Source organism: Verrucomicrobiales bacterium, from assembly GCA_016793885.1.
In the GTDB taxonomy this organism is placed as follows: Bacteria; Verrucomicrobiota; Verrucomicrobiia; order Limisphaerales; family UBA11320; genus UBA11320.
The window spans coordinates 1-19,681 of the sequence record JAEUHE010000099.1 but is presented as its reverse complement, the minus strand read 5'-3'; the positions used below and the strand labels follow the sequence as shown (position 1 = coordinate 19,681).

11 protein-coding genes are annotated in these 19,681 nt (G+C 60.5%); 5 read left to right on the top strand and 6 right to left on the bottom strand.

From position 1 onward, the window contains the following. Positions 1 to 100: 100 nt before the first annotated feature. Entirely contained in the window at positions 101 to 2,227 is a 2,127-nt protein-coding gene (locus tag JNN07_11550; GenBank protein ID MBL9168367.1) for a hypothetical protein, read from the bottom strand. Between the two features lie 306 nt (positions 2,228 to 2,533). Between JNN07_11550 and JNN07_11545 the strand changes: the two genes are divergently transcribed. From JNN07_11545 to JNN07_11525, 5 genes are all read left to right on the top strand, one after another. Further along, positions 2,534 to 3,103, top strand: coding sequence for a sigma-70 family RNA polymerase sigma factor (locus JNN07_11545; GenBank protein ID MBL9168366.1), 570 nt, complete (start codon positions 2,534 to 2,536; stop codon positions 3,101 to 3,103). Positions 3,104 to 3,185: 82 nt separating this feature from the next. Beyond that, positions 3,186 to 7,127 carry a protein kinase gene (locus tag JNN07_11540; GenBank protein ID MBL9168365.1) on the top strand — a complete coding sequence of 1,314 codons (3,942 nt, stop codon included), beginning with the start codon at positions 3,186 to 3,188 and terminating at the stop codon, positions 7,125 to 7,127. Positions 7,128 to 7,561: 434 nt separating this feature from the next. Continuing rightward, a complete protein-coding gene (locus JNN07_11535) occupies positions 7,562 to 7,870 on the top strand; it encodes a hypothetical protein (protein MBL9168364.1) in 309 nt (102 codons plus the stop codon). Positions 7,871 to 8,117: 247 nt separating this feature from the next. Next, entirely contained in the window at positions 8,118 to 8,924 is an 807-nt protein-coding gene (locus JNN07_11530) for a hypothetical protein (GenBank protein MBL9168363.1), read from the top strand. After that, complete coding sequence (locus JNN07_11525; GenBank protein ID MBL9168362.1) at positions 8,921 to 10,369, top strand: PQQ-binding-like beta-propeller repeat protein; 1,449 nt, start codon at positions 8,921 to 8,923, stop codon at positions 10,367 to 10,369. Before JNN07_11530 ends, JNN07_11525 begins: the two co-directional genes overlap by 4 nt. A gap of 183 nt (positions 10,370 to 10,552) precedes the next feature. On the opposite strand, the gene JNN07_11520 is transcribed toward JNN07_11525, so the two are convergent. The 5 genes from JNN07_11520 to JNN07_11500 form a co-directional block, all read right to left on the bottom strand. Then, positions 10,553 to 11,869, bottom strand: coding sequence for an SGNH/GDSL hydrolase family protein (locus tag JNN07_11520; protein MBL9168361.1), 1,317 nt, complete (start codon positions 11,867 to 11,869; stop codon positions 10,553 to 10,555). Positions 11,870 to 11,906: 37 nt separating this feature from the next. Beyond that, entirely contained in the window at positions 11,907 to 12,698 is a 792-nt protein-coding gene (locus JNN07_11515) for a glucosamine-6-phosphate deaminase (protein ID MBL9168360.1), read from the bottom strand. 98 nt (positions 12,699 to 12,796) lie between these two features. Beyond that, positions 12,797 to 16,672, bottom strand: a complete 3,876-nt coding sequence (locus JNN07_11510; GenBank protein ID MBL9168359.1) for a PAS domain-containing protein — start codon at positions 16,670 to 16,672, stop codon at positions 12,797 to 12,799. Positions 16,673 to 16,795: 123 nt separating this feature from the next. Then, the gene (locus JNN07_11505; GenBank protein MBL9168358.1) at positions 16,796 to 18,055 is read right to left on the bottom strand and encodes a PTS sugar transporter subunit IIC; all 1,260 of its coding nucleotides are present in this window, start codon (positions 18,053 to 18,055) and stop codon (positions 16,796 to 16,798) included. A gap of 25 nt (positions 18,056 to 18,080) precedes the next feature. Beyond that, on the bottom strand, positions 18,081 to 19,340 hold the full coding sequence (locus JNN07_11500; GenBank protein MBL9168357.1) for a DegT/DnrJ/EryC1/StrS family aminotransferase: 1,260 nt from the start codon (positions 19,338 to 19,340) through the stop codon (positions 18,081 to 18,083). Positions 19,341 to 19,681: the final 341 nt, after the last annotated feature.

Sequence of the window (19,681 nt, the reverse complement as noted above, 5' to 3'; positions counted from 1 at the left end):
GCTCACCAACCCCTGGGATCCCACCAGAAGGCCACTGATGACCATCGCGGCCCACACCCTGCCAAAGAAGGAAGCTTGTCGTTGCATGGATCTTGGAGAACTAGGGGTTGACGAACTCGTTGCGCACTACGCCAGGGGTGGGCGTCTCGCGGGTCAGCTGGAATATGCCCTGCAGTTTGCCGATGGTCCCCACAGCAACACCGCTGGACAGCACCGTGTCCGTGTAGTGGCCACCGATCACCACGGGGCCGATGTCCAATCCGCGCACCACGGCATTGGTGAACAGGTAGGCGTTATTGGTGGAAGCGGGCGGGACAGCGGAGAGATCGATGACCCGCTGAAGAGATTGCTCGCCAAACAGAAGCGTCTTCCCGAGGGGAATCGGCACCGTGGTGGCCCGGAGACGATCCGCGGTGAAGAGCCAGTTGGTGATCGCCCAACCGGGTTGGTTGGACGGTGGACTGGGGATGGTGCCCAGGAAGCGCTCCCCGGCTGCCGCCGGCAGCAGCCACGCCTCATTGGTATTTCCCGAGCGCAAAACTTTGAGACCGAACCGGCTCACCATCCCACCGGAGATCAAGGTGCCAGCGTAGAGAGCGTCGTTGTCCACGATCACCACCGAATGGGAGAAGCGGGATCCGCGACGGTAAAACGTGTTGGTGTTTTGCAGGAGACTGATCGCGATCGTCTCGACCGATTCCACCTCGAAATCTTCCTTCAGTTGCAGCCGAATCTCGGCGTTAGTGCCGTTGACCGAGACGCGACCGCCCGAGAGGTCCGTGAAATCCGCTGCACTCGCGCTCGAGTTCGTGTCGACGTTATAGCGCAGATCACCGATAAACGGCCGATTAAAGCGCACCCCGATCCGCAGGACGGAGGTTCCTTCCAACACCACGGTCTCGGCCGAGGCGAATTCCGCTTGGGCAAAAGCGCTGGCCGGCGGGAGGCTGTTGGGATCCAATGGATTGGTGTGGAGTGTGATTTCGAGGCAGTCGTTGAAACCGTCGCCGTCCGTGTCGAACTTGTTCGGATCCGTTCCCAGTGCGATCTCCAGGGTATCTGCCAGCCCGTCATGATCGGTGTCGGTCGACCCGGGGGTCCACACCACGATGCGATAGTAGCGCTGCGGCCCGATTTCCTTCGGGGCAAGAAACTGGTGCCGTCCATTGCCCAAATGTTGAAGTTCGACCGTTTGCAGGTAACTCCAAGTTGTGGACACGCTCATCTCGGAAGCCGACTGAAGGGTGTAGAGGCACCCAGGCCCCTGGCCCACGCCGGCGAGGTCCTCAAACACCACGCGAACCGCGTTCTCGCCCTCGGGTTCCAGGCCCACGATCTCAATTTCATTTCCGACAACCTGGATCGTGCCATTCTCGCAGATCGCCTGCTGCGCGTCCTCGTAGGTAGCAAAGGCATCCCAGCCAAAGCGGGTGGCCGGCCCGTCTCCGTCCGGGTCCGTGCCCCAAGGTGTTCCCACCCACTCGGAGTCTACGAAGACGATCGCTTGGCACGGAGCCACGACGTTATCCGGCGAGACAGGAGTATGGGTCACTGCGTTGGGCGCAGCCGAGACAATAAGGTTCCAGTTCTGGTCGGTGGGGCTGGGCGCAACGGCGGGATCACCCTCAAACCCGGCAAAGTATTCGGAGACCACACCCAGGCCCTCAATGGAGAAGCGGACGCGGTGATAGTTCATTCGACCCTGCCCGTCGGAGGACGCCGAGCCCCACTGGACGATACCGGTTTGGACGGCGTCGTTCAGGCCCAACCACGAAGCCACGGGCGAACCATCGAACAGATAGGTGGCTTGGCTGGTGGCTGGATCATAGATCAGAGCGTGAGTGTGGTAGTCGGTGGCGGCCGAACCGGCTTCCGTGAGAATGTTGGTGAGGTTGGGAGTTCCTCCGAGAATCGCGACGAGTTGGCCAGCGGTATTGAGGTCCCAACTCACATCGAATCGCTTGACGCCGTTCCCATAAACCATGAAATGCGCGGGGGTGCTGTTGGCGGAACCTGAGACAAGCCGGCTGACCAAGGTGTAATGCCACCCGCTGTTTGTGGCTGCCACGCGCTGCGCCGGCGTGAGTGCGTAGGTGAAATTCAGTGAGCCGCTGCCTGAGACGTCCGAGACGTCCGTGATCTGCCAAGCGTTGGGCAACCCGGCGGCGCCCACGCCCGTCGTCAGGCTGCTTGCAACAGCGAGTAGGAGCAGAAATCCACGAATCACTCTGGAAGTGTTTCGGCGTAGGCGTGCTCTCGCGGACCCATCGATCAGCGAAGGAGAGCCAGTGGAAAACCCCGGTGGGCACGAGGGGGGAACATCGGATCGCGAGTGAGTCTTCATAGTGGGACGTCGACTGAGTTGGGACGATTGCGACTTCATGCTTCGACTCCTCATGCGGAATCACGAAGCCAAACCCTTCAGAAAGTTCGGAAAATATTTTCTCAACCTCCACTGCATGGCGAAACTGCTCGAACATCCATGGCCAGCCGAGGCTGGCATTTTTCTGCGAAGCTGCTTAGCTTCGTCGCGATGTCCGATGTCACCCAAGCGCTCAACGCCATTGCGTCCGGCGATGGCGCGGCCTACGACCGTTTGCTGTCGTTGGTCTACGGTGAATTGCGCTCGCTGGCGGCGGCGAAAATGGCCCGCGAGCAACCCGGCCAAACGCTCCAAGCCACGGCCCTGGTCCACGAAGCCTGGATCAAACTGATCGGATCGGAGGAGCGTCAGGTCTGGCAAAGTCGCGGTCACTTCTTCGGGGCCGCCGCCGAAGCCATGCGCCGTATCCTTGTCGATCGTGCGCGGCAGAAAGCCAGCATTCGGCACGGAGGCGGGCTCGAACGGGTCGAGCTGCAGCAGGTCAACCTGGCAATGGAAGACAGCCCCGATACCTTGCTGGCCGTCCACGAAGCCCTGGAGAACTTGACCCGGGCCTGGCCGGAGAAGGCCGAGATCGTCAAGCTGCGCTATTTCACCGGCCTGGAGATGCAGGAAATCGCCGACGCGCTGGGCGTGTCACTCTCGTCCGTCGAACGTCACTGGGCCTACGCCCGGGCCTGGCTGTTTCGCGAGCTGGCCAAGAATTCTGAAAACCGCTGAAGGGTTTGGGGCAGAAAAACCGCATGAACTGCATGAAGACCACCTGGTGGCCGGCGCCTGATCAGCGGCATATCTCTCCAACATGAGCAGCGGATGGAACGAGCAGCTCGAGGAACGACTCTTCGACCGCGCACGCCAAGAGCCCACCGAGGCAGCCCGGGCCGCCTTTCTGGACTCGGTGTGCTCCGATAACCCCGCCCTCCGTGCCCGCTTGGATGAACTGCTCGCCGCCCACTTCGGGCAGCAGCAGTTCTTGCCGATGACCGCCAGTGCCCGCTCTCCGTCGCCGGTCCCCGCGGCCACCGAGCCCCCATCCCAGATCATTGGGCGCTATCGGCTGGTCGAAAAGCTCGGAGAAGGCGGCTTCGGAGAGGTCTGGCTGGCGCAACAAGCGGAGCCCGTGCGCCGCCGCGTCGCGCTCAAACTCATCAAGCCCGGGATGGACAGCAAACAGGTGGTCGCGCGGTTCGAAGCGGAGCGACAGGCCTTGGCCATGATGGATCATCCCAACATCGCCCGGATTTACGACGGTGGCCTCGTCGGCCCCTCCTCTTCCGGTCGGGACTCATCACTCCCCGCGGGCCGCCCATACTTCGTGATGGAATTGGTCCACGGCAGCCGGATCACGGACTACTGCGGCCAGCACCATCTTTCCACGGTCCAGCGGATTCAACTCTTCATTCAGGTCTGCAACGCGGTTCAGCATGCACACCAAAAGGGTATTATCCACCGGGATCTCAAGCCGTCGAACATCCTCGTGACTCTGCACGATGGTGTGCCCGTGCCGAAGGTGATCGATTTCGGGATCGCCAAGGCGATCCACCAGGAGCTCAACGATGAGACGCTCCACACGCAGTTTGGTCAGTTCATCGGAACTCCTTCCTACATCAGCCCTGAGCAGGCGGAACCCGGAGCCGACGATATCGACACGCGTAGCGACATCTATTCGCTGGGGGTGTTGCTGTATGAGCTGCTGGTGGGACAGACACCCTTCGACGCCAAGGAGATGACCAGGGGGGGGCTGGACGCCCTCCGCAAGGTAATCCGAGAGAAGGCCCCGCTCCGGCCGAGCACTAAACTGAGCCAACTTCTGACCCAAGCCAGGGCCCGAACTCCGGAGCCTGCGGCCTCGGAGAAGGAACGAAAGGAGGCCTCGCTTCGACTGGCGCAGGCCAAAGAAACCCTGCAGCTGTTGCACGGGGACCTTGATTGGATCGTGCTCAAATGTCTGGAAAAGGACCGACGTCGTCGCTACGACACGGTCAACGCGCTGGCCACCGATCTTCAGCGTCACCTGGCCAACGAACCCATCATCGCTCGCCCCCCCAGCACCACGTATCAACTTCGGAAGGCTTGGCAGCGGAACAAGGTGCTGTGCTCAGCCGCTCTGATGGTGGTTCTCACACTGGTGGCCGCCACCCTCGTGAGCACCTGGCAACGCATGGAGGCCACGCGATCCCGCCGCGCGGCCGAGGCCAGCGAGCAAGCGGCGCAGAGGTCGCTCTACGTCGCCAATCTGAACCTAATGGGACAAGCGTGGGAAGGAAACGACCTGGACCGCATTCGACAGTTGTTGAGCGAAACGGCCAACTTTCCCGGCCGCGGCTTCGAGTGGCACTACTGGCAACGGCTGTCCCACCTTGAAGCCAGAACGTTCTGGGGCCATGCGGCCCGCGTGTGGACTGCTGATTTTTCTCCGGATGGACGGCGGGTAGTCACTGCGAGTGAGGACCTCACGGCGAAAGTCTGGGATGTCTCGACCGGGCAGTTGGCCATCACCCTGAACGGTCACGATGATTGGGTCCGCTCGGCGGCATTCTCTCCCGATGGCAGCCGCATTGTGACCGGGAGCAAAGACTATAGCGTGCGAATCTGGGATGCCGCCACCGGCGCGGAGCTTCGTCGGCTGCAAGGACATCGTGCTGCCATTCGCAGCGTGGCGTTTTCCCGCAACGGCCACCGCATCGTGACCGCTTGCCAGGATGGCACCGCTCGAACTTGGGACGCGGAAACGGGACGCCTCCTGGTCACGTTTCGCGGACACTCGAACTGGCTGTTCTCGGCGGCATTCGATCCCGACGGAAAGCGCATTGTCACCGCGGGTGAGGATGGTACCGCTCGCATCTGGGATGCTACCGACGGCCGGGAGTTGCGGCGTTTGGTGGGACACGACGGAACTGTTCGAACGGCGAGCTTCTCGCCGGACGGTCGTCTCGTGGTCACCGCCAGCCAGGACCGGACGGCCAAACTCTGGAGCAGCGAAAGCGGCGTCTTGCAAAAGACGCTGACTGGGCACCTACGCAATCTATTCGCGGCGGCATTCTCCCCGGACGGAGGGCGCATTGTTACCGCCAGCGCCGATCAAACCGCCAGAATGTGGGAGGTCTCCACCGGGCGGGAGATCAACCAGTTCAAAGGGCACGGCGCAGAGATTTATACCGCCATGTTCTCGCCCGACGGTCGATGGATCCTCACCGCCAGCGAAGACAAGACGAGCAAGCTCTGGGATATTTCGACGCGGCCCTCAGCCTCGATTCTGCAATACGGAACGAACGTTTACACGGTGACCGTTTCACCAGACGGCCAACAGATTGCGGCCGGAGGGGAGGGTGGCAGGATCAAGCTTTGGTCTCTGATCACCGGCGATCCGCTGATGGAGTTGTCGAGTCACCAGACCGAGGTGCGATCCTTGGCCTTTTCCCCGGATGGGCGGCAGCTCGCCGCCGGGCACGGCGATGGAAGCGCCCGGGTCTGGAAGACCATCGATGGACATTTGCTCCGCACACTCGCGGGACATATCGGTGGAGTCAATTCCGTGGCGTTCTCCGCGGACGGCACCCGGCTCGTGAGCGCGGGGGGCGAAGGAAGGATCAAGGTGTGGCGGATGGAGGACGGCAAGGAGCTCCTGTCCAAACCGCCGAAGCGGCGTGAGGCCTTTTCCGCCGGTTTCTCCCCAGATGGACTGCGTGTGGTCGCAGGCTTTGAGTGGGTGGTGATGGTCTGGCAAGCCGACACGGGAGCCGAGATTCTGACGATCCCCAATCCTTCGCGGTCTCGCTCTGCCACCTTCTCGCCTGATGGCCGATGGATTCTCGCCGCGAGCGGCGAAAAGATGGCCAGGCTTTGGAATTCAGCCGATGGTGATCCGCTGTCTGTACTCGCCGGGCACACGCGAGTGATCTACGCCGCCAATTTTTCCGCCGACGGTAAACGCGTTGTCACCGCTAGTCAGGACCGCTCCGCCAGGGTCTGGGACTCTGCCACCGGCAAGGAGCTGCTCCAGTTGAGGGGCCACACTGCCGAGGTGACATCGGCGGTGTTCTCACCGAACGGTCAACGGGTTGTCACTGGAAGCATGGATGGCACCGTCCGGATCTGGATAGCAGCCTCCCCCGAACAGACCGCCACTTGGCACCAGGAAGAACTCAGTGCCTCCAATCGACGTACCCAGACCGTAGAGGGACCGACTTTAATCAAGGAATCCATCCAGCTACCCGCGGGGCTCATCAGGAGTTGGCTGCTGCTCGCGCCACTGGATATTCCGACCAACGGCACCGCCGCGGCGCTCGATGCCGAGCGGATGCCAGGTGAAGCCCAGCTCCGTCCCAGCGCGCAACAGCGCTTCCGGGCAAACGCGCGTGAACTGACCTGGGAGCCGATTGAGCAGGCCACCCCGCTTCTGGATTTCAACGCGCTCGTCGGTAAGACGTCGTCGCCGAACAGCGTAGCCTACGCCGTATGTTACCTCGTCACTGAATCCCCACAATCCGACGTCGTTTTCAAGATAGTGAGCGACGACGAATCCAAGGTCTACCTCAACGGCAAAGTCATCCACCGCTCCAACCCAAACAGGAGTTACGTGCTGGACGAAGAGACAGTCGGCGGGGTCAACCTGCCTGCGGGGACGAATACGGTCGTCTTCAAAATTGTGAACAGCTTGGAATACTGGCGCGGATCGCTTCGCGTACTGGACGCCCGAGGCCAGGAGATCCCCCGCCTGCACGTGACACTGGGAGCGAACTGAGACAATCGCGAAGCGTCGTGGAGTGCTGTAGCCCTCTACAGCTTTTCGGCACCCCCCGGAGGGGGATTCCAGCTCCGCTGGCGAGACCAAAGCGGCAGAGGTCTGCCGCACTCCAAAAAACTGCGTTCAATTCTGCCTTGTCACCGGATTGTTTCCTCGGGTAAAGCAAAACAATGGAGGAAACAAAGTGTCATTGGCCACACGCGCCGACGCATCAATTGGCCCGGGGGGGAACGTTTTTTGTTACAGCGGGTACCTATCAAAAGTCTCATTTCTTCAGAAGCGCTCATCGTTTATCCAAGCTGCACCAAAGCCTTCTGGAGACCGCTCAGAGTTTCGGTTGGCACTTAGAAGCGTGGTCAGTCTTCTCCAATCATTATCATTTCGTTGGGCACAGTCCTCCGGATGTCACCGATGCGCAGGCTCTGTCGATCATGCTCAAGATGCTTCACGTCAAGACTGCAGCTCTGGCGAACAAGCAGGACGGAACCATTGGGCGGCAAGTCTGGTTCAATTTCCGGGAAACCAAACTGACCTATCAAAAGTCTTACCTGGCTCGTTTGAACTACACTCATCAAAATGCGGTGAAACACTGTTTGGTGCCTATTGCTTCGCAGTATCCCTGGTGTTCAGCCGGTTGGTTTGAAAGAACAGCATCGCCCGCCCAAGTCCGAACGATCTATCGATTCAAGACCGACCAACTTCAAATCGCAGATGAATTCGAGCCCTCCCCGGATTGGTAAGTCGCGAAGCGTCGTGGAGTGCTGTAGCCCTCTACAGCTTTTCGGCACCCCCCGGAGGGGGATCCCAGCTCCGCTGGCGAGACCAAAGCGGCAGAGGTCTGCCGCACTCCATACCGTCGAGCGCCTCGCGAAGCGTCTTGGGAGTGCTGTAGCCCTCTACAGCTTTTCGACAGCCCCCGGAGGGGGATCCCCCGCTCCGCCCCGCCTTTCTTGCTTGGCTACCCCCGGAGAACGACTAAAAAGACCCATGCATCACCCGCTCCGCCACCCGCTAACCCGCCTCACGCCGCTGCTGCTGCTGCTGCTGCTGTGGGCCACGGCGGCGAGCTCCGCGGCAGCAGTGCCAGAGCCAAACGACGATTCCCTCTTTCTCCGTCGCGTCTACACCAACCACGCCGGTGTCCAGCTTCCCTATCGACTCGCGCTCCCTCACCCGCTCGACACCAAACCATCCTATCCACTGGTGGTTTTCCTCCATGGTGCTGCCGCTCGCGGCAATGACAATCAAGCACCGCTCGAGTGGGGCCCCCGATTGATCTACACCAATAGCCAGACCTCCCGCCAACCCTGTATTCTCGTGGTCCCCCAGTGCCCCAAAGGCGCAGGGTGGGTCGGGGGCTCGGATAAAGGAATCGATGCACTGTCCCAAACGGTGGAACTCGTTCGTGATGTCCTGAGCAAAGACCTCAAGATCGACTCGCACCGACGCTATCTAACGGGGGTCTCCATGGGAGGAATCGGACTCTGGTCCTTCATGTCTCAGTACCCAGGGTTCTTCGCGGCAGGGGTGCCAGTCTGCGCCGCGGGCTCTCCCTCGGCCGTCACGCGTGCAGCCGCCCGGTTCCCCATGTGGGCGTTTCATTCCGACGACGACCACCTGATCCCCGTCCAGTCGGCGCGTGACATGGTGAAAGCCTGGCGCGACCAAGGGGGGGTCGCCCGCTACACCGAATACACCGGTCTCAAGCATAGCTCTTGGAAAAAAGCCTATCTCGAACCCGAGTTGATCCCCTGGCTGTTTCAGCAAGCCACCCCGAAATCTTCCCAACCATGAATCGTCGCAACGAACCCGTGTCTGCCATCACCACGCTCCTCATCGCATGCGTGCTGCTCACGAACACCGCGACCGGTGCCCCAGCCGCCTGGAGCCAGTTCCGTGGAGATCGGGGGTTGGGCACGAGCGAGGGACCGCTTCCCCCCACTCACTTCGGCCCCCAATCGAACCTGCTCTGGCGCCTCGAACTTCCCGCCGGGAATTCCTCGCCGTGCATCCTGGGTCATCGCCTCTTCCTCACCGGATACTCCCAATCGAAACTCGAAACCCTCTGCATCGACCGTCTCAAAGGCACCATCCTTTGGCGTCAAGGTGCCCCCACCACCCAGTTCGAACCTACACATCGGCTAGGCAGCCCCGCGTCCCCAACCCCTTGCACGGACGGTGAACGGGTCTACGTCTACTTCGGATCTTACGGACTGCTCGCCTACGATTTGGATGGCAAAACGCTGTGGCAAAAGCCGCTGCCTGCCCCCGTCGTCGAGTTCGGAACGTCCAGCTCGCCCGTTCTCGTCGGGAACCGAATCGTGCTGATCTGTGACCAGGACGAAGGATCCTATCTGCTGGCCGTCGACAAGTACACCGGCGCGACTGCTTGGCGGGTGGAGCGACCCGATTTTCGCCGCAGCTTCTCAAGCCCCTTCCTCTGGCAAACCTCGAAAGGTGAGGAGTTGGTCGTGCCCGGTTCCATTTGGTTGAAAGGTTACGACCCAGTCCAAGGGACCGAGCTGTGGACCTACACGGGTACCTCCCGGGTCGCCAATACGACACCCGTAGCCGACGGAGACACTCTGATCTACTCCAGCTGGAACCTAGGGGCCGACTCCGGCAACCGCGTGACCATGCCTCCCGCCGAGGAGTTCTTCGCCGCCAACGACAGCAATAAGGACGCAAAGCTCAGCGCAGCCGAGATCCCCGCGGGACCGGTCAAGGAGCGCTTTTCGCAAATGGACGTCAACAAAGATGGACTCGTCGCTCGCTCCGAATGGGACATGATGCGTGACATGTTCGCGAAGGCAAACAACGCGTTGATCGCGATTCGCGCGGGAGGCAAAGGCGATATCACCGAGTCCCATCTCCTCTGGAAAAGCACCCGAAGCTTGCCCTACGTCTCCTCCCCGCTCGTGCACCAGGGCCGCGTGTTCACCATCAAAAGCGGCGGGTTGGCCTCCTGTTATGAGCTCAAGACCGGACGGGTTCTTTACCAGGACGAGCGAGTCGGGGTGGTGGGCGATTACTATTCATCGGCAGTCGCCGCCGGAGACCGCGTCTACCTCGGATCCCAGTCCGGTACGATGTTGGTGATCCGACTCGGTGACACTCTGGACGTGCTCGCCCGAAATGATCTGAGGGAACCCATCATGGCCACACCCGCGATCGTGGATGGCCGGCTCTATGTTCGCGCCGGACAAACGCTGTTGGCATTCGGGGAGCGCGAGCGATAGGCCTTACCCTAGGAAGGAGCATGACAACCACAGATTTCGCGGATCGCACGGATGCAGAACCAAACTCCGGCTGCAATAGGTGGCGGCTATCCTCACCTCGAAGTTGTCGGCAGTGAACTCCACAGATTTATTTACATCCGTGTCATCCGTGTCATCCGTGGTTACTCCATTCCCGGGTTTAGACTAAGGGAACAGCTCCATCAGCGCATCAGCAAAGAGCCCCATCCCTTGCGCATCCGGGTGGTTGATGGAGTTCAACATGAGCGTCGTGTAGGGAATCCCCTGACGCCAGAGCCGACCGTATCGCTTGGATCCCTCCGCGATCGCAACGCCATGAGCGGCGCCAAATTGCCGCAGCCCCGCGACATAGGGTCGGGGATCCGAATCGATATCCGTCTCCCGAGTCAGCCCCATCCAATCAGGTCGAACGTAGTGCGGCGTTAAAATGATCCACTCCGCCTGGATTCCGCGAAAATCGGCGAGCAGCTTCGAGTAGCGCTCCTCGACTTGCTGAGGACTGAGTCCGGCATCGTTGACGAACTCGGACACGATCAAATCGGGCTTTGCGCCCAGTACCTGCTCACGATAGTTGTGCGGACTCCCGGGAGGCTCGGCCAGATAGCTGGCTGTGTTCCGTCCGCCCCAGGCTTCCGAAATCAGCTCGAACTTCGCTCCCGGAAAGCGCTGCTGCAATCGGGCCAGGAACTGGTTCTGCCAGCGTTCTCGGGCAGGGTCGGGGAGATAGCCTCCGTCGGTCACGCTGTCGCCCCAAGCGAGAATTCGGACGGACTTGCCCGTCCTGATCTTCCGCATGGTGTTGGGCAGAAGCTGCTCCGCGATGGAGGAGACCGGCTTGGGAGCCTCCGGATAATTTGCCTCCAGAACCGGCAACAGGTGCTTCGGCTCCAGCCTTTCAACCCGCCCCGGCAACCAGATGTTCGCCAAAGCCCGTTCCCCCGGTTGTGCGGACTTCGCCTTGGGTGCCGCGGCTCTTGGCTCGCCCAAACGCAACTCCACCTTCTGATCGCGCGTCAAGATCAGCGCGTGCAGTCGAAGCGGGTAATAGCGATAGCTGGCATAAACGGGCTGGTTGGTTCCGATTCGGCCGCCCTCCGCTCGACCCACGGTTCCCCAATCCAGGTCCGCTTCATAGTCCTGGCCCATCTGCAGCACCTCGCCCGCGTTTCCGGCAGCGGTGCGCACAACCAAGCTCTCTCGGTCGAGCAGATAAGGGGTAGTGGTTTCCTGAGCGCGCAGAGCGTTCAAAGGACGGCCCTTCACCCAACCCGCCGTCCGAGGGTTGAAGCGGGGCAGGGACGCGTGGGCCTCGGCTTGGACTTCTACGGCTTCCGGCTTGGGAACGCTCACCACAACTTCCACGGCAACACCGGGGCCGCCCGGATCCGCAGGGATGAGCACTCGAACTTGCCATTCCCCAACCAACGTCAATTTCGCCGGGGAAGGGACCGCTCCCGAGAGGAGCAGCGTTGGAAACAGCAACAGCAGTAAGTGCAGCCGTATCACAACCTAGTCCGGGTCATGAACGGGACAGCAAGGCAGCGCTTTCCTCATCCAATAACAAAGTCGCCTGAGGCTGGAGGCGCAGGGCCGATGCAGGACATTGCGAACCCACCGGACCTTCGAGCATCGCTTTGACTGCCTTCGCCTTTCGCCTCTCCGGAGAAATGCAGATGATCCTACGCGCCGAGCACAGAGCCGAGATGGTCAAGGTCAGCGCATACTGAGGCACCGCTTCCAGGCTGGGGAAATGTCCCTCTCCCACCTGCTGCATCCGGCAGGCATGGTCGAGCTGAACTATCTTGACCCGAAGCGGATCGTTCAGATCAGCCACCGGCGGATCGTTGAAAGCAATGTGTCCGTTTTCTCCCACGCCCATGCAGCAAAGATCAATCGATTGGGCGGCTAACAACCGGCTATAGCGTTCACATTCCTTGATCGGCTCGGGAGCATCGCCCACGAGATAGTTGAAGACCTTGGGCTTCACCCGACTCTCCACCCGCTCCTTCATGTAGCGGCGGAAACTTGCCGAGTGATTGGCATCCAGTCCGAGATACTCGTCCATGTGAAACAGAGTCACCCGGGACCAGTCGATCCCACCGAGATCCACCAGGTCTCCCAGAAACTGAATCTGTGAGTTGCCTGTGGCCAAAATCACGGCGGCCTGACCCTGCCGGGCAAGCACGGCCGTGAGGTGCTCGTGCGCCATCCGAGCCGCATCACGCCCTAAAGCGGGCCGATCCGGGTAGACACGAACCGGAAGGGAATCCACTTGGAAGCTTCGAACCGCATTTTCAACGGGGCTGGTCATCACAGAGCTCGGCATAAAATCAGGTTTAGATGATTCGATTTCCAGTTTCCTAGCAGGTTGGCAGGCCGGTAGGCGATGCTTTTTTTGAGCCAGCGCGGTCAAGCCTTCTGCTGGCTGAGCAACTGCGCCATACAATCGCTCAGTTCCTGGATGCTCGCAGGTTTATGCAGCACCTGGCGAATGCCCACACCCCGAGCCCGCTGCATCAACTCCTCGGTGATGTGACCCGACGACAGCACAATGGGTATGCCAGGACGCACCTTCCATACCGCATCAGCAAACTCCAGTCCGGATGTGCCCGGCATGTTCAGATCGGTGATCACCAAATCGTAAGAATCCGGGTTCTGCCGCAGCGCCTTCAGGGCATCAGCCTGGCGGGTATGGGTCTCAGCCTGATAGCCCAAATGCCGGAGCATCCGGGTCGCGATTTCGGCCAGGGACGCCTCGTCATCCACAAACAACACCCGCTCCCCGCGACCCTGCACCACCCCTGGAATGTTCCGGGCGGCCTGGTCAGGCAACAGCTCGACTGCCGGGAGGTAAATGTGAAACGTGGTGCCTCGCTGCGGTTGGCTGCTGACTCGGATGATGCCATCATGTGACTCCACAATCCCATGCACCACCGCCAAGCCCAGCCCGGTGCCCTTGCCTGGACCCTTGGTGGTGAAGAACGGATCAAAGATCCGTTCCATCGTGGCGGCGTCCATCCCATGTCCAGTGTCCGTCACCGAGAGACAAGCGTAGCGCCCCGGACGAAGCTGGCCTTCAGACTGAGTTTCACGCGCCGGCACGATCAGATTTTGTAGTCGAATCTCGATCCGCCCGCGATCCCTGTCCAAGGCATGCCAGGCGTTGGTGCAGAGGTTCAGCAGCACCTGATGAATCTGCGTCGCATCCGCCAACACTCGCGGAGCGTCAGGGCTGATGACCTGCGTTAGCTCCACACTGGCCGGCAAGGTTGCCCGCAGCATGCTCGACACTTCCGCAACTATGGACCCCAACTCCACCACCTCGCGCTGCGGATCCTGCTGTCGGCTGAAAGAAAGAATCTGCTTCACCAGAGCCTTGGCCCGATTGCCAGCCTGCTCGATGGCGGCTATCGCCTCCCGTGCCGGATGGTTTCTATCCAGATCCAACTGCGCCAAGTAAGTATTCCCGAGAATCGAACTCAGCAGATTGTTAAAATCGTGGGCGATGCCGCCGGCCAAGGTGCCGATCGCTTCCATCTTTTGAATGTGCCGCACCTGGCTCTCGAGCAGCTTGCGCTCGGTGATGTCCTGACAGGTGCCCTCCAACCCGATGACCGTACCCCCGGAGTCGACGACCGCGCGACCGCGCGCCTGCATCGATCGCTGCTCGCCGTTGGGAAGCAACACCCGATACTCATGGCAGAAGGGTTGTTGGTCGGCCATCGAGGCCCGAATCGACGCCAGCACCATAGCTCGATCCTCTTCATGGATCGAAGAGGCATAGGTTTCGAAGGTCGGCTCAAAACGGTCCGGATCGCGCCCAAAAATGCGAAACAACTCCCGCGACCAGGAAACCTTGTCAGTCTGGGCGTTCCAATAGAAGCTACCTACATGGGCGATGGCCTGGGCCTCCTGAAGCAGCCGTTTGCTCTCCCGCTGCGCCTCTTCGTTTCGCCGATACTCGATGGCGATACTAGCCAGATTGGCGGTATGAGCGAGATCCTGCAATTCAGCCGCTGTGGGAGAGACCGAGGTTCGATGAAACACACTAAAAGTTCCCAGAACACAGCCGGTCGAGGAGAGAATGGGGTAAGCCCAACAGCCTCGCAGTCCCGCACGAAGGAAGAGAGCCACATAAGGCTCGCAGTGCGGGTGCTTTTCGATGTCGGAGGCCAAAACTGGCTCCTTGCGTGCCGCGGCCTGCCCGCAAATCCCAGCCGTCAAACTGATCTCCAACCCCTGCAGCGCGTCGCGGAAAAAGGGAGGCAATTGTCCCGAAGCAATGCACGACAGTCTTCGGCCGGGAGCATCCGCCACCATAACGCAGCAGCGCCAGCTTTCGTGATCGCCTTCAACCACATCGATGACTTGGCCCAAGACCACCGAGAGTTCCGACCCCTTCGCCAGCAGCTCCAAGGCTTTCGCTTGCAGCTGGTCGCGTCGTTCCACCCGTTTTCGATCCGTAATGTCAAAGGCCGTTCCATGCATCGTCACCGGACGGCCCGCCGCATTACGGACCACTTCGCCTCGGCAATGGAGGCAACGTACCTCCCCGGTGGGTCGAACTATCCGACACTCCAGATCGTAAGGGGCATCAGCGTCCAAGCTAGCCTGGACGGCTTTCAACACTCGATCCCGGTCATCCGGATGCAGGGCGGCGACGACGCGGTCGTGACAAGGGTTGATCTGCCCCGGCTCGTAGCCAAAGAGCCGGTAATTCTCGTCGGACCACAGGTTCGCCCCGCTGGCCACGTCCCATTCCCAGCTGCCAATGCAGGCGATGCGCTGCGCCTCGCTTAGACGGGACCCCTCCTTCGCCAAAGCCGCGAGCGCTCGACGGTGGGCGCGACGGAGCCAAAAGTAACCCCCCGCCACCAGAAGAAGAGCCAGGCCCAAAGCAATCGACAACGCCGTCACGACCGACAGCGTTTTTGCCAGCGGCCAAGGCGGAGGAGCGATGAGGCGGATATCGCTTGGTCCAGTCACCAGTAACCGGGATACCGGGCTTGACTCCCCGGGAGGGATTTCCATGTAGAGGATGCCCGTAAGCCCAATGCGGCTGCCCGTGGCCGGCACCTGATTGCCCGCGGAGGGATATTTAAGCCGCGCCTGAAACGAATAGTCATCGGCAACCAGCAGCAGGAGATCCCCCTGCCCGGTGCGGGTTGCTCCTGCCACATCCGCGGTGACCGAACCCAAAGTTCCGAAGTTCCGCCAATCCGCAAGGTCCCCTTGGCTCAGAATTCGCGGCGTTTGCCGTCCCGCGGAGGTCGAGGAAAGCTTCCGGGCCGGATTCAGCCATCTCACCATCCCATCCTGCACTGTGAACCCGACCATCTCGACAGCATCACCCACCGCCGGCACGGAGCTCTGCTTCAATCTCACTCGAAGGCCGAGACCTTCAGCACCCACCCAGAGGTTGTCGTCGATGGCCGCGTTCAGCACCCCCTTGATGCGCACCAGTCGGCCGGGCTGGGGAGCTGTATTGGTTACCACGTCCGAGAGTGTGGTGAGGGCCAGTCCCTCAATCACCTCCGTTGAGGGACGAAGCACACGAAGATCCCGAGCATAGTTGAGGGACAGGAACCGGACTGTGCTTTTGCGGTCCAGGCTGATCATCCTACCCAAGGAGCCCTGGCATTCCACCTCGGCAAACAGCAGCTGTTGGAGTGCCTCGAGGTCCAATCCATGAAAGAAGACCTCCAGCTCATGTCCATCCTGGGTCAGAAGCACACGATTGTTCCCGTCCACGATGGTCGCACTCTTGACCAGCCCGCGCACACGTATCCGACGTGCATCATGCTCATTCTGATCCAAATCCCGAATCGCCACCAACCGACCCTCGGGCAAAGGAACCTTCCCCCAAGTTTTGACGGATCTGGCCCGAATATAGGGTCGATAAGCCATTGCGGTGAAACCTTCCACTTCCACCACATCCCCAGGCTGAGGCCAGGTCGAAGGCTGCGGCGAATCGCAATAAATCGCCGCGTCAGGACCCTCGACGTAGAACCCAAACCAGCCAGGCCGCGCGAAATTCACGGTGCCCACTACCCTCACGAGATGAGCCTTGCGGGCTTCGACTTCGGAGAGAGCCTTCAGCGCGGCGATCGAGTTGGTCCCCTGATGCGCCTCAGGCACGGTTTCGCTCAGGGCTTCAGCGGCTTGAACAGAGAGTCGGGAACCCAACCCCCCGGCCAAAGTGACCATGATCAGGGCCAAGGAAAGAGCCCACGATAGGGATCGAATTCCGCCCCTGCTCCAGAGGGAGAGGGTGTGCAAGCTCATCAACTTCCGTATGGGGGGAATGCTGATACCATGCATCTGGAAGAGTTATGTAGCGAAAACCATAGCGCCGTGACTATGCAAATCTTGATAAAATCACAGCGGAATCAGCCCTGGCCTCTGCCTCTAGCTGTTTCCTCCCGCCTCGGCAGCCCCCCGAGCCGCCGCCTGGAGCCGCTGCCGTTCAGCAACCTTCGCGAACGGATAGTAGACCGCCATCGCAATCAGCAAGGACACCACCCCCCAAACCGCAGCCCTCCAATCGCCATTGGTAACCAGGTAGTGGCCGATAATGGGCGGGGTGGTCCACGGCACGTTTACGAAGGGTTTCTGAATGATATTCCAGCTCATCAACAGGTAGGTGCCTGCCGTGAGAATCAACGCGTTGAGCACGTAAGGCACCATGAAGATCGGATTAAGCACGATGGGAAAGCCGAAGAAGATGGGCTCGTTGATTTGAAACACCTGGGTGGGCAGAGAAAGCCGGCTGACCTTGCGAAAGCTCGGCTCTTTGGAGTTCATCATGATCAGCGCCAGGGCCAGAGTAGCCCCCGTGCCTCCCACGTTCACAAAGGTGGTGAAGAAGCCCAAGGCCGTTATGTAGGGCAAGGGCTGCCCTTGGGCGGTGGCCTCCACATTCGAGGCCAGATATTGAAGAAAGATGGGAGCGACGATCGCATCCATGGTGTTATCGCCATTGATCCCTACCGACCACAAAAGGGTCACCAAAAAGGCATACACCAGGATGCCCGGTAAAGTGTTCAGGGCGAAGAGTAAGGGGGTGAACGCCGTCTGCACCCACTGATTGATGTCCACCCCCAGCCCGAAACGAATCAGCCAGAAGACCACCACCAAGAAACACATCGGGATCAACGACAGAAAGGACTCGTAGACCACGGGCGGGACATTCTCGGGCATCTTGATGACCAGGTTTCGGTCGGAGAAAAACTTCTGAACCCGAACCGAGATCAGCGCGATGAGGATCGCCGTGAACAAGCCTTTGGATCCCAGCCCATCCATGACCAAGGATTGCCCTTTGGTCTCCAGCTGGAGCATGAGGAAGATTAGCGTGGCCATGGAGGCGCTGACCATCGGCTCCTGCTGGAGCCGCTTCCCAAAATCATAGGCGATGGCGAAGCAGACAAAGACTCCGAGCAAACCAAACGTCGCTGTTACCGGAATCTGCAGGATGGGCAAATAGGGCTCCACCCACTTGTCCCAACCCGAAACCGGCAGAAAGGAGATCACCATGAACAGACCGCCGATAATGGTCAGTGGCACGATCGCCACCATACCTGCTCGGATCGCCGACAGATACAGATTGTCGCTGAGGGCGTTCAGCGGCGGCACCACGTGCTTGTTCAAAAACCCAATCGCAGAACTCATGTGTTCATGGAGGACCAGGACAAAGTCAGGAATTTGGCTGTCGACGGGACCAGCTCAGCAGTGCGTCCCGATTCTCATAAATCTTCTCGAACGCGCGCGCGATGTCCTCCATGTCCCTGCGGCTGCCCAAGAAGGCGCGCTGCTCAATCCAGATCCCCTGCCGCTCACAGATCAGATCGCTGTTCGGGCAGTCCGTCTTCCGATAGTTGAGTTTCGACCGGACCCCGTTCAGGTAAGGTCCAAAGGCCTTGTTGCGGAACATCGGCTGCCGATGCAGGGAGATGGCGTAGCCGGCCGAGCAGGGCACCCCTTCAGCCTTGAGGGCCTGCACGACGGCCGAGCGCGGGGCCCCAAAGACCTCGCCATCCAGCCTGAGCATGAAGAGATGATAGCTATGGCGGGTGCAGCTCGCCGGCCGGTGTTGGGGGTGCACCCCGGGAATCCGGCTAATGCGACCGGCAAGCCACTGTCCGTTGCGATCTCGGGTCTCAGTCTGATCCTCCAGCCGCTCAAGCTGGCTGTTCAGCACCGCACCTTGCAGCTCTCCCAAACGATAGTTCGCGGCCAGAAGATGATGCTCATACCACCTGCCCGAAGGAATCCGACCGCAGTTGTGCAGAGAACGACAGACTTCCGCCATGGCATCGTCGTTCGTCGTGATAATGCCCCCTTCTCCCGACGTCAGATTCTTGCTGGACTGAAAGGAGAAAGACCCCAGTGCGCCAAGCGAGCCAGCAGGTTTGTTCCGATAACTGGCTCCGTGCGCATGCGCAGCGTCCTCGATTAGAATGAGCCGATGCTTCTTGGCTATCCGCGCCAAGGCGTTCATCTCGGCCGGCTGCCCGGCGAAATGCACCGCAATGATGGCGCGCGTGCGGCGCGTGACCACCGCCTCCACCGACCGGGGATCCAGGTTGAAAGTGTTGAGATCGATATCGGCAAAAACCGGAACGGCGTTGGCTTCGATGACGGCCGACGCCGACGCGTAAAAGGTGTAAGTCGGAACGATGACCTCATCCTCGGCCTGAAGGCCTGCCGCCATTAAGCCTAGGCGCAGAGACACTGTTCCGTTCACCACTCCGATGCCATGCCGGCAGCCATGCATGGCCGCAAAATCACTCTCAAAATCGGCCACCTCCGCCCCATCCAGCTTGCCCCACTTGCCGCTGCGCAGGCAGCGGAGGAGGCGCTGTTCGTCGGCGCGGCCGAAGATGGGCCAGCGAGTGAAGGGTCGTCGGCGCAACGGGGCACCACCTAAAAGAGCCAGTTTACCAGGAACGCTCATGTGTTTTGCCGATGCTACGAGGGGAAAAGCCGCTGAGCAACCGCGAAAGCCGAAGGGGGGTTAGGAGCGGGTGAGATCCGAGTCACCCGCCACGTGACGGGTTAGGGAGGAACATGGGGAGCCACACGGTGGGGACTTTCCAGGTGAAAATCGCCACTACCCTTTTCAACGTCTTTGAGGAGCACGAACGCCCTTTGGACCGCGGTGGCACGACCTAAGCATTACCCACAAGTTCTTCGACCAAATGTTAGAATCCCAAAGGGATTCCGGCTCAAAGCCCAGGGTTGGCGCGACGCAGGAGCGCCTACCCTGGGTTAGTCGTGGTTTTCTCACAACCCCAT

Coding starts and splice junctions, on each gene's coding strand:
- JNN07_11545 (MBL9168366.1), top strand. CDS start 2,534: ATGTCCGATGTCACCCAAGCGCTCAACGCCATTGCGTCCGGCGATGGC.
- JNN07_11540 (MBL9168365.1), top strand. CDS start 3,186: ATGAGCAGCGGATGGAACGAGCAGCTCGAGGAACGACTCTTCGACCGC.
- JNN07_11535 (MBL9168364.1), top strand. CDS start 7,562: ATGCTCAAGATGCTTCACGTCAAGACTGCAGCTCTGGCGAACAAGCAG.
- JNN07_11530 (MBL9168363.1), top strand. CDS start 8,118: ATGCATCACCCGCTCCGCCACCCGCTAACCCGCCTCACGCCGCTGCTG.
- JNN07_11525 (MBL9168362.1), top strand. CDS start 8,921: ATGAATCGTCGCAACGAACCCGTGTCTGCCATCACCACGCTCCTCATC.
- JNN07_11515 (MBL9168360.1), bottom strand. CDS start 12,698: ATGACCAGCCCCGTTGAAAATGCGGTTCGAAGCTTCCAAGTGGATTCC.
- JNN07_11510 (MBL9168359.1), bottom strand. CDS start 16,672: ATGAGCTTGCACACCCTCTCCCTCTGGAGCAGGGGCGGAATTCGATCC.
- JNN07_11505 (MBL9168358.1), bottom strand. CDS start 18,055: ATGAGTTCTGCGATTGGGTTTTTGAACAAGCACGTGGTGCCGCCGCTG.
- JNN07_11500 (MBL9168357.1), bottom strand. CDS start 19,340: ATGAGCGTTCCTGGTAAACTGGCTCTTTTAGGTGGTGCCCCGTTGCGC.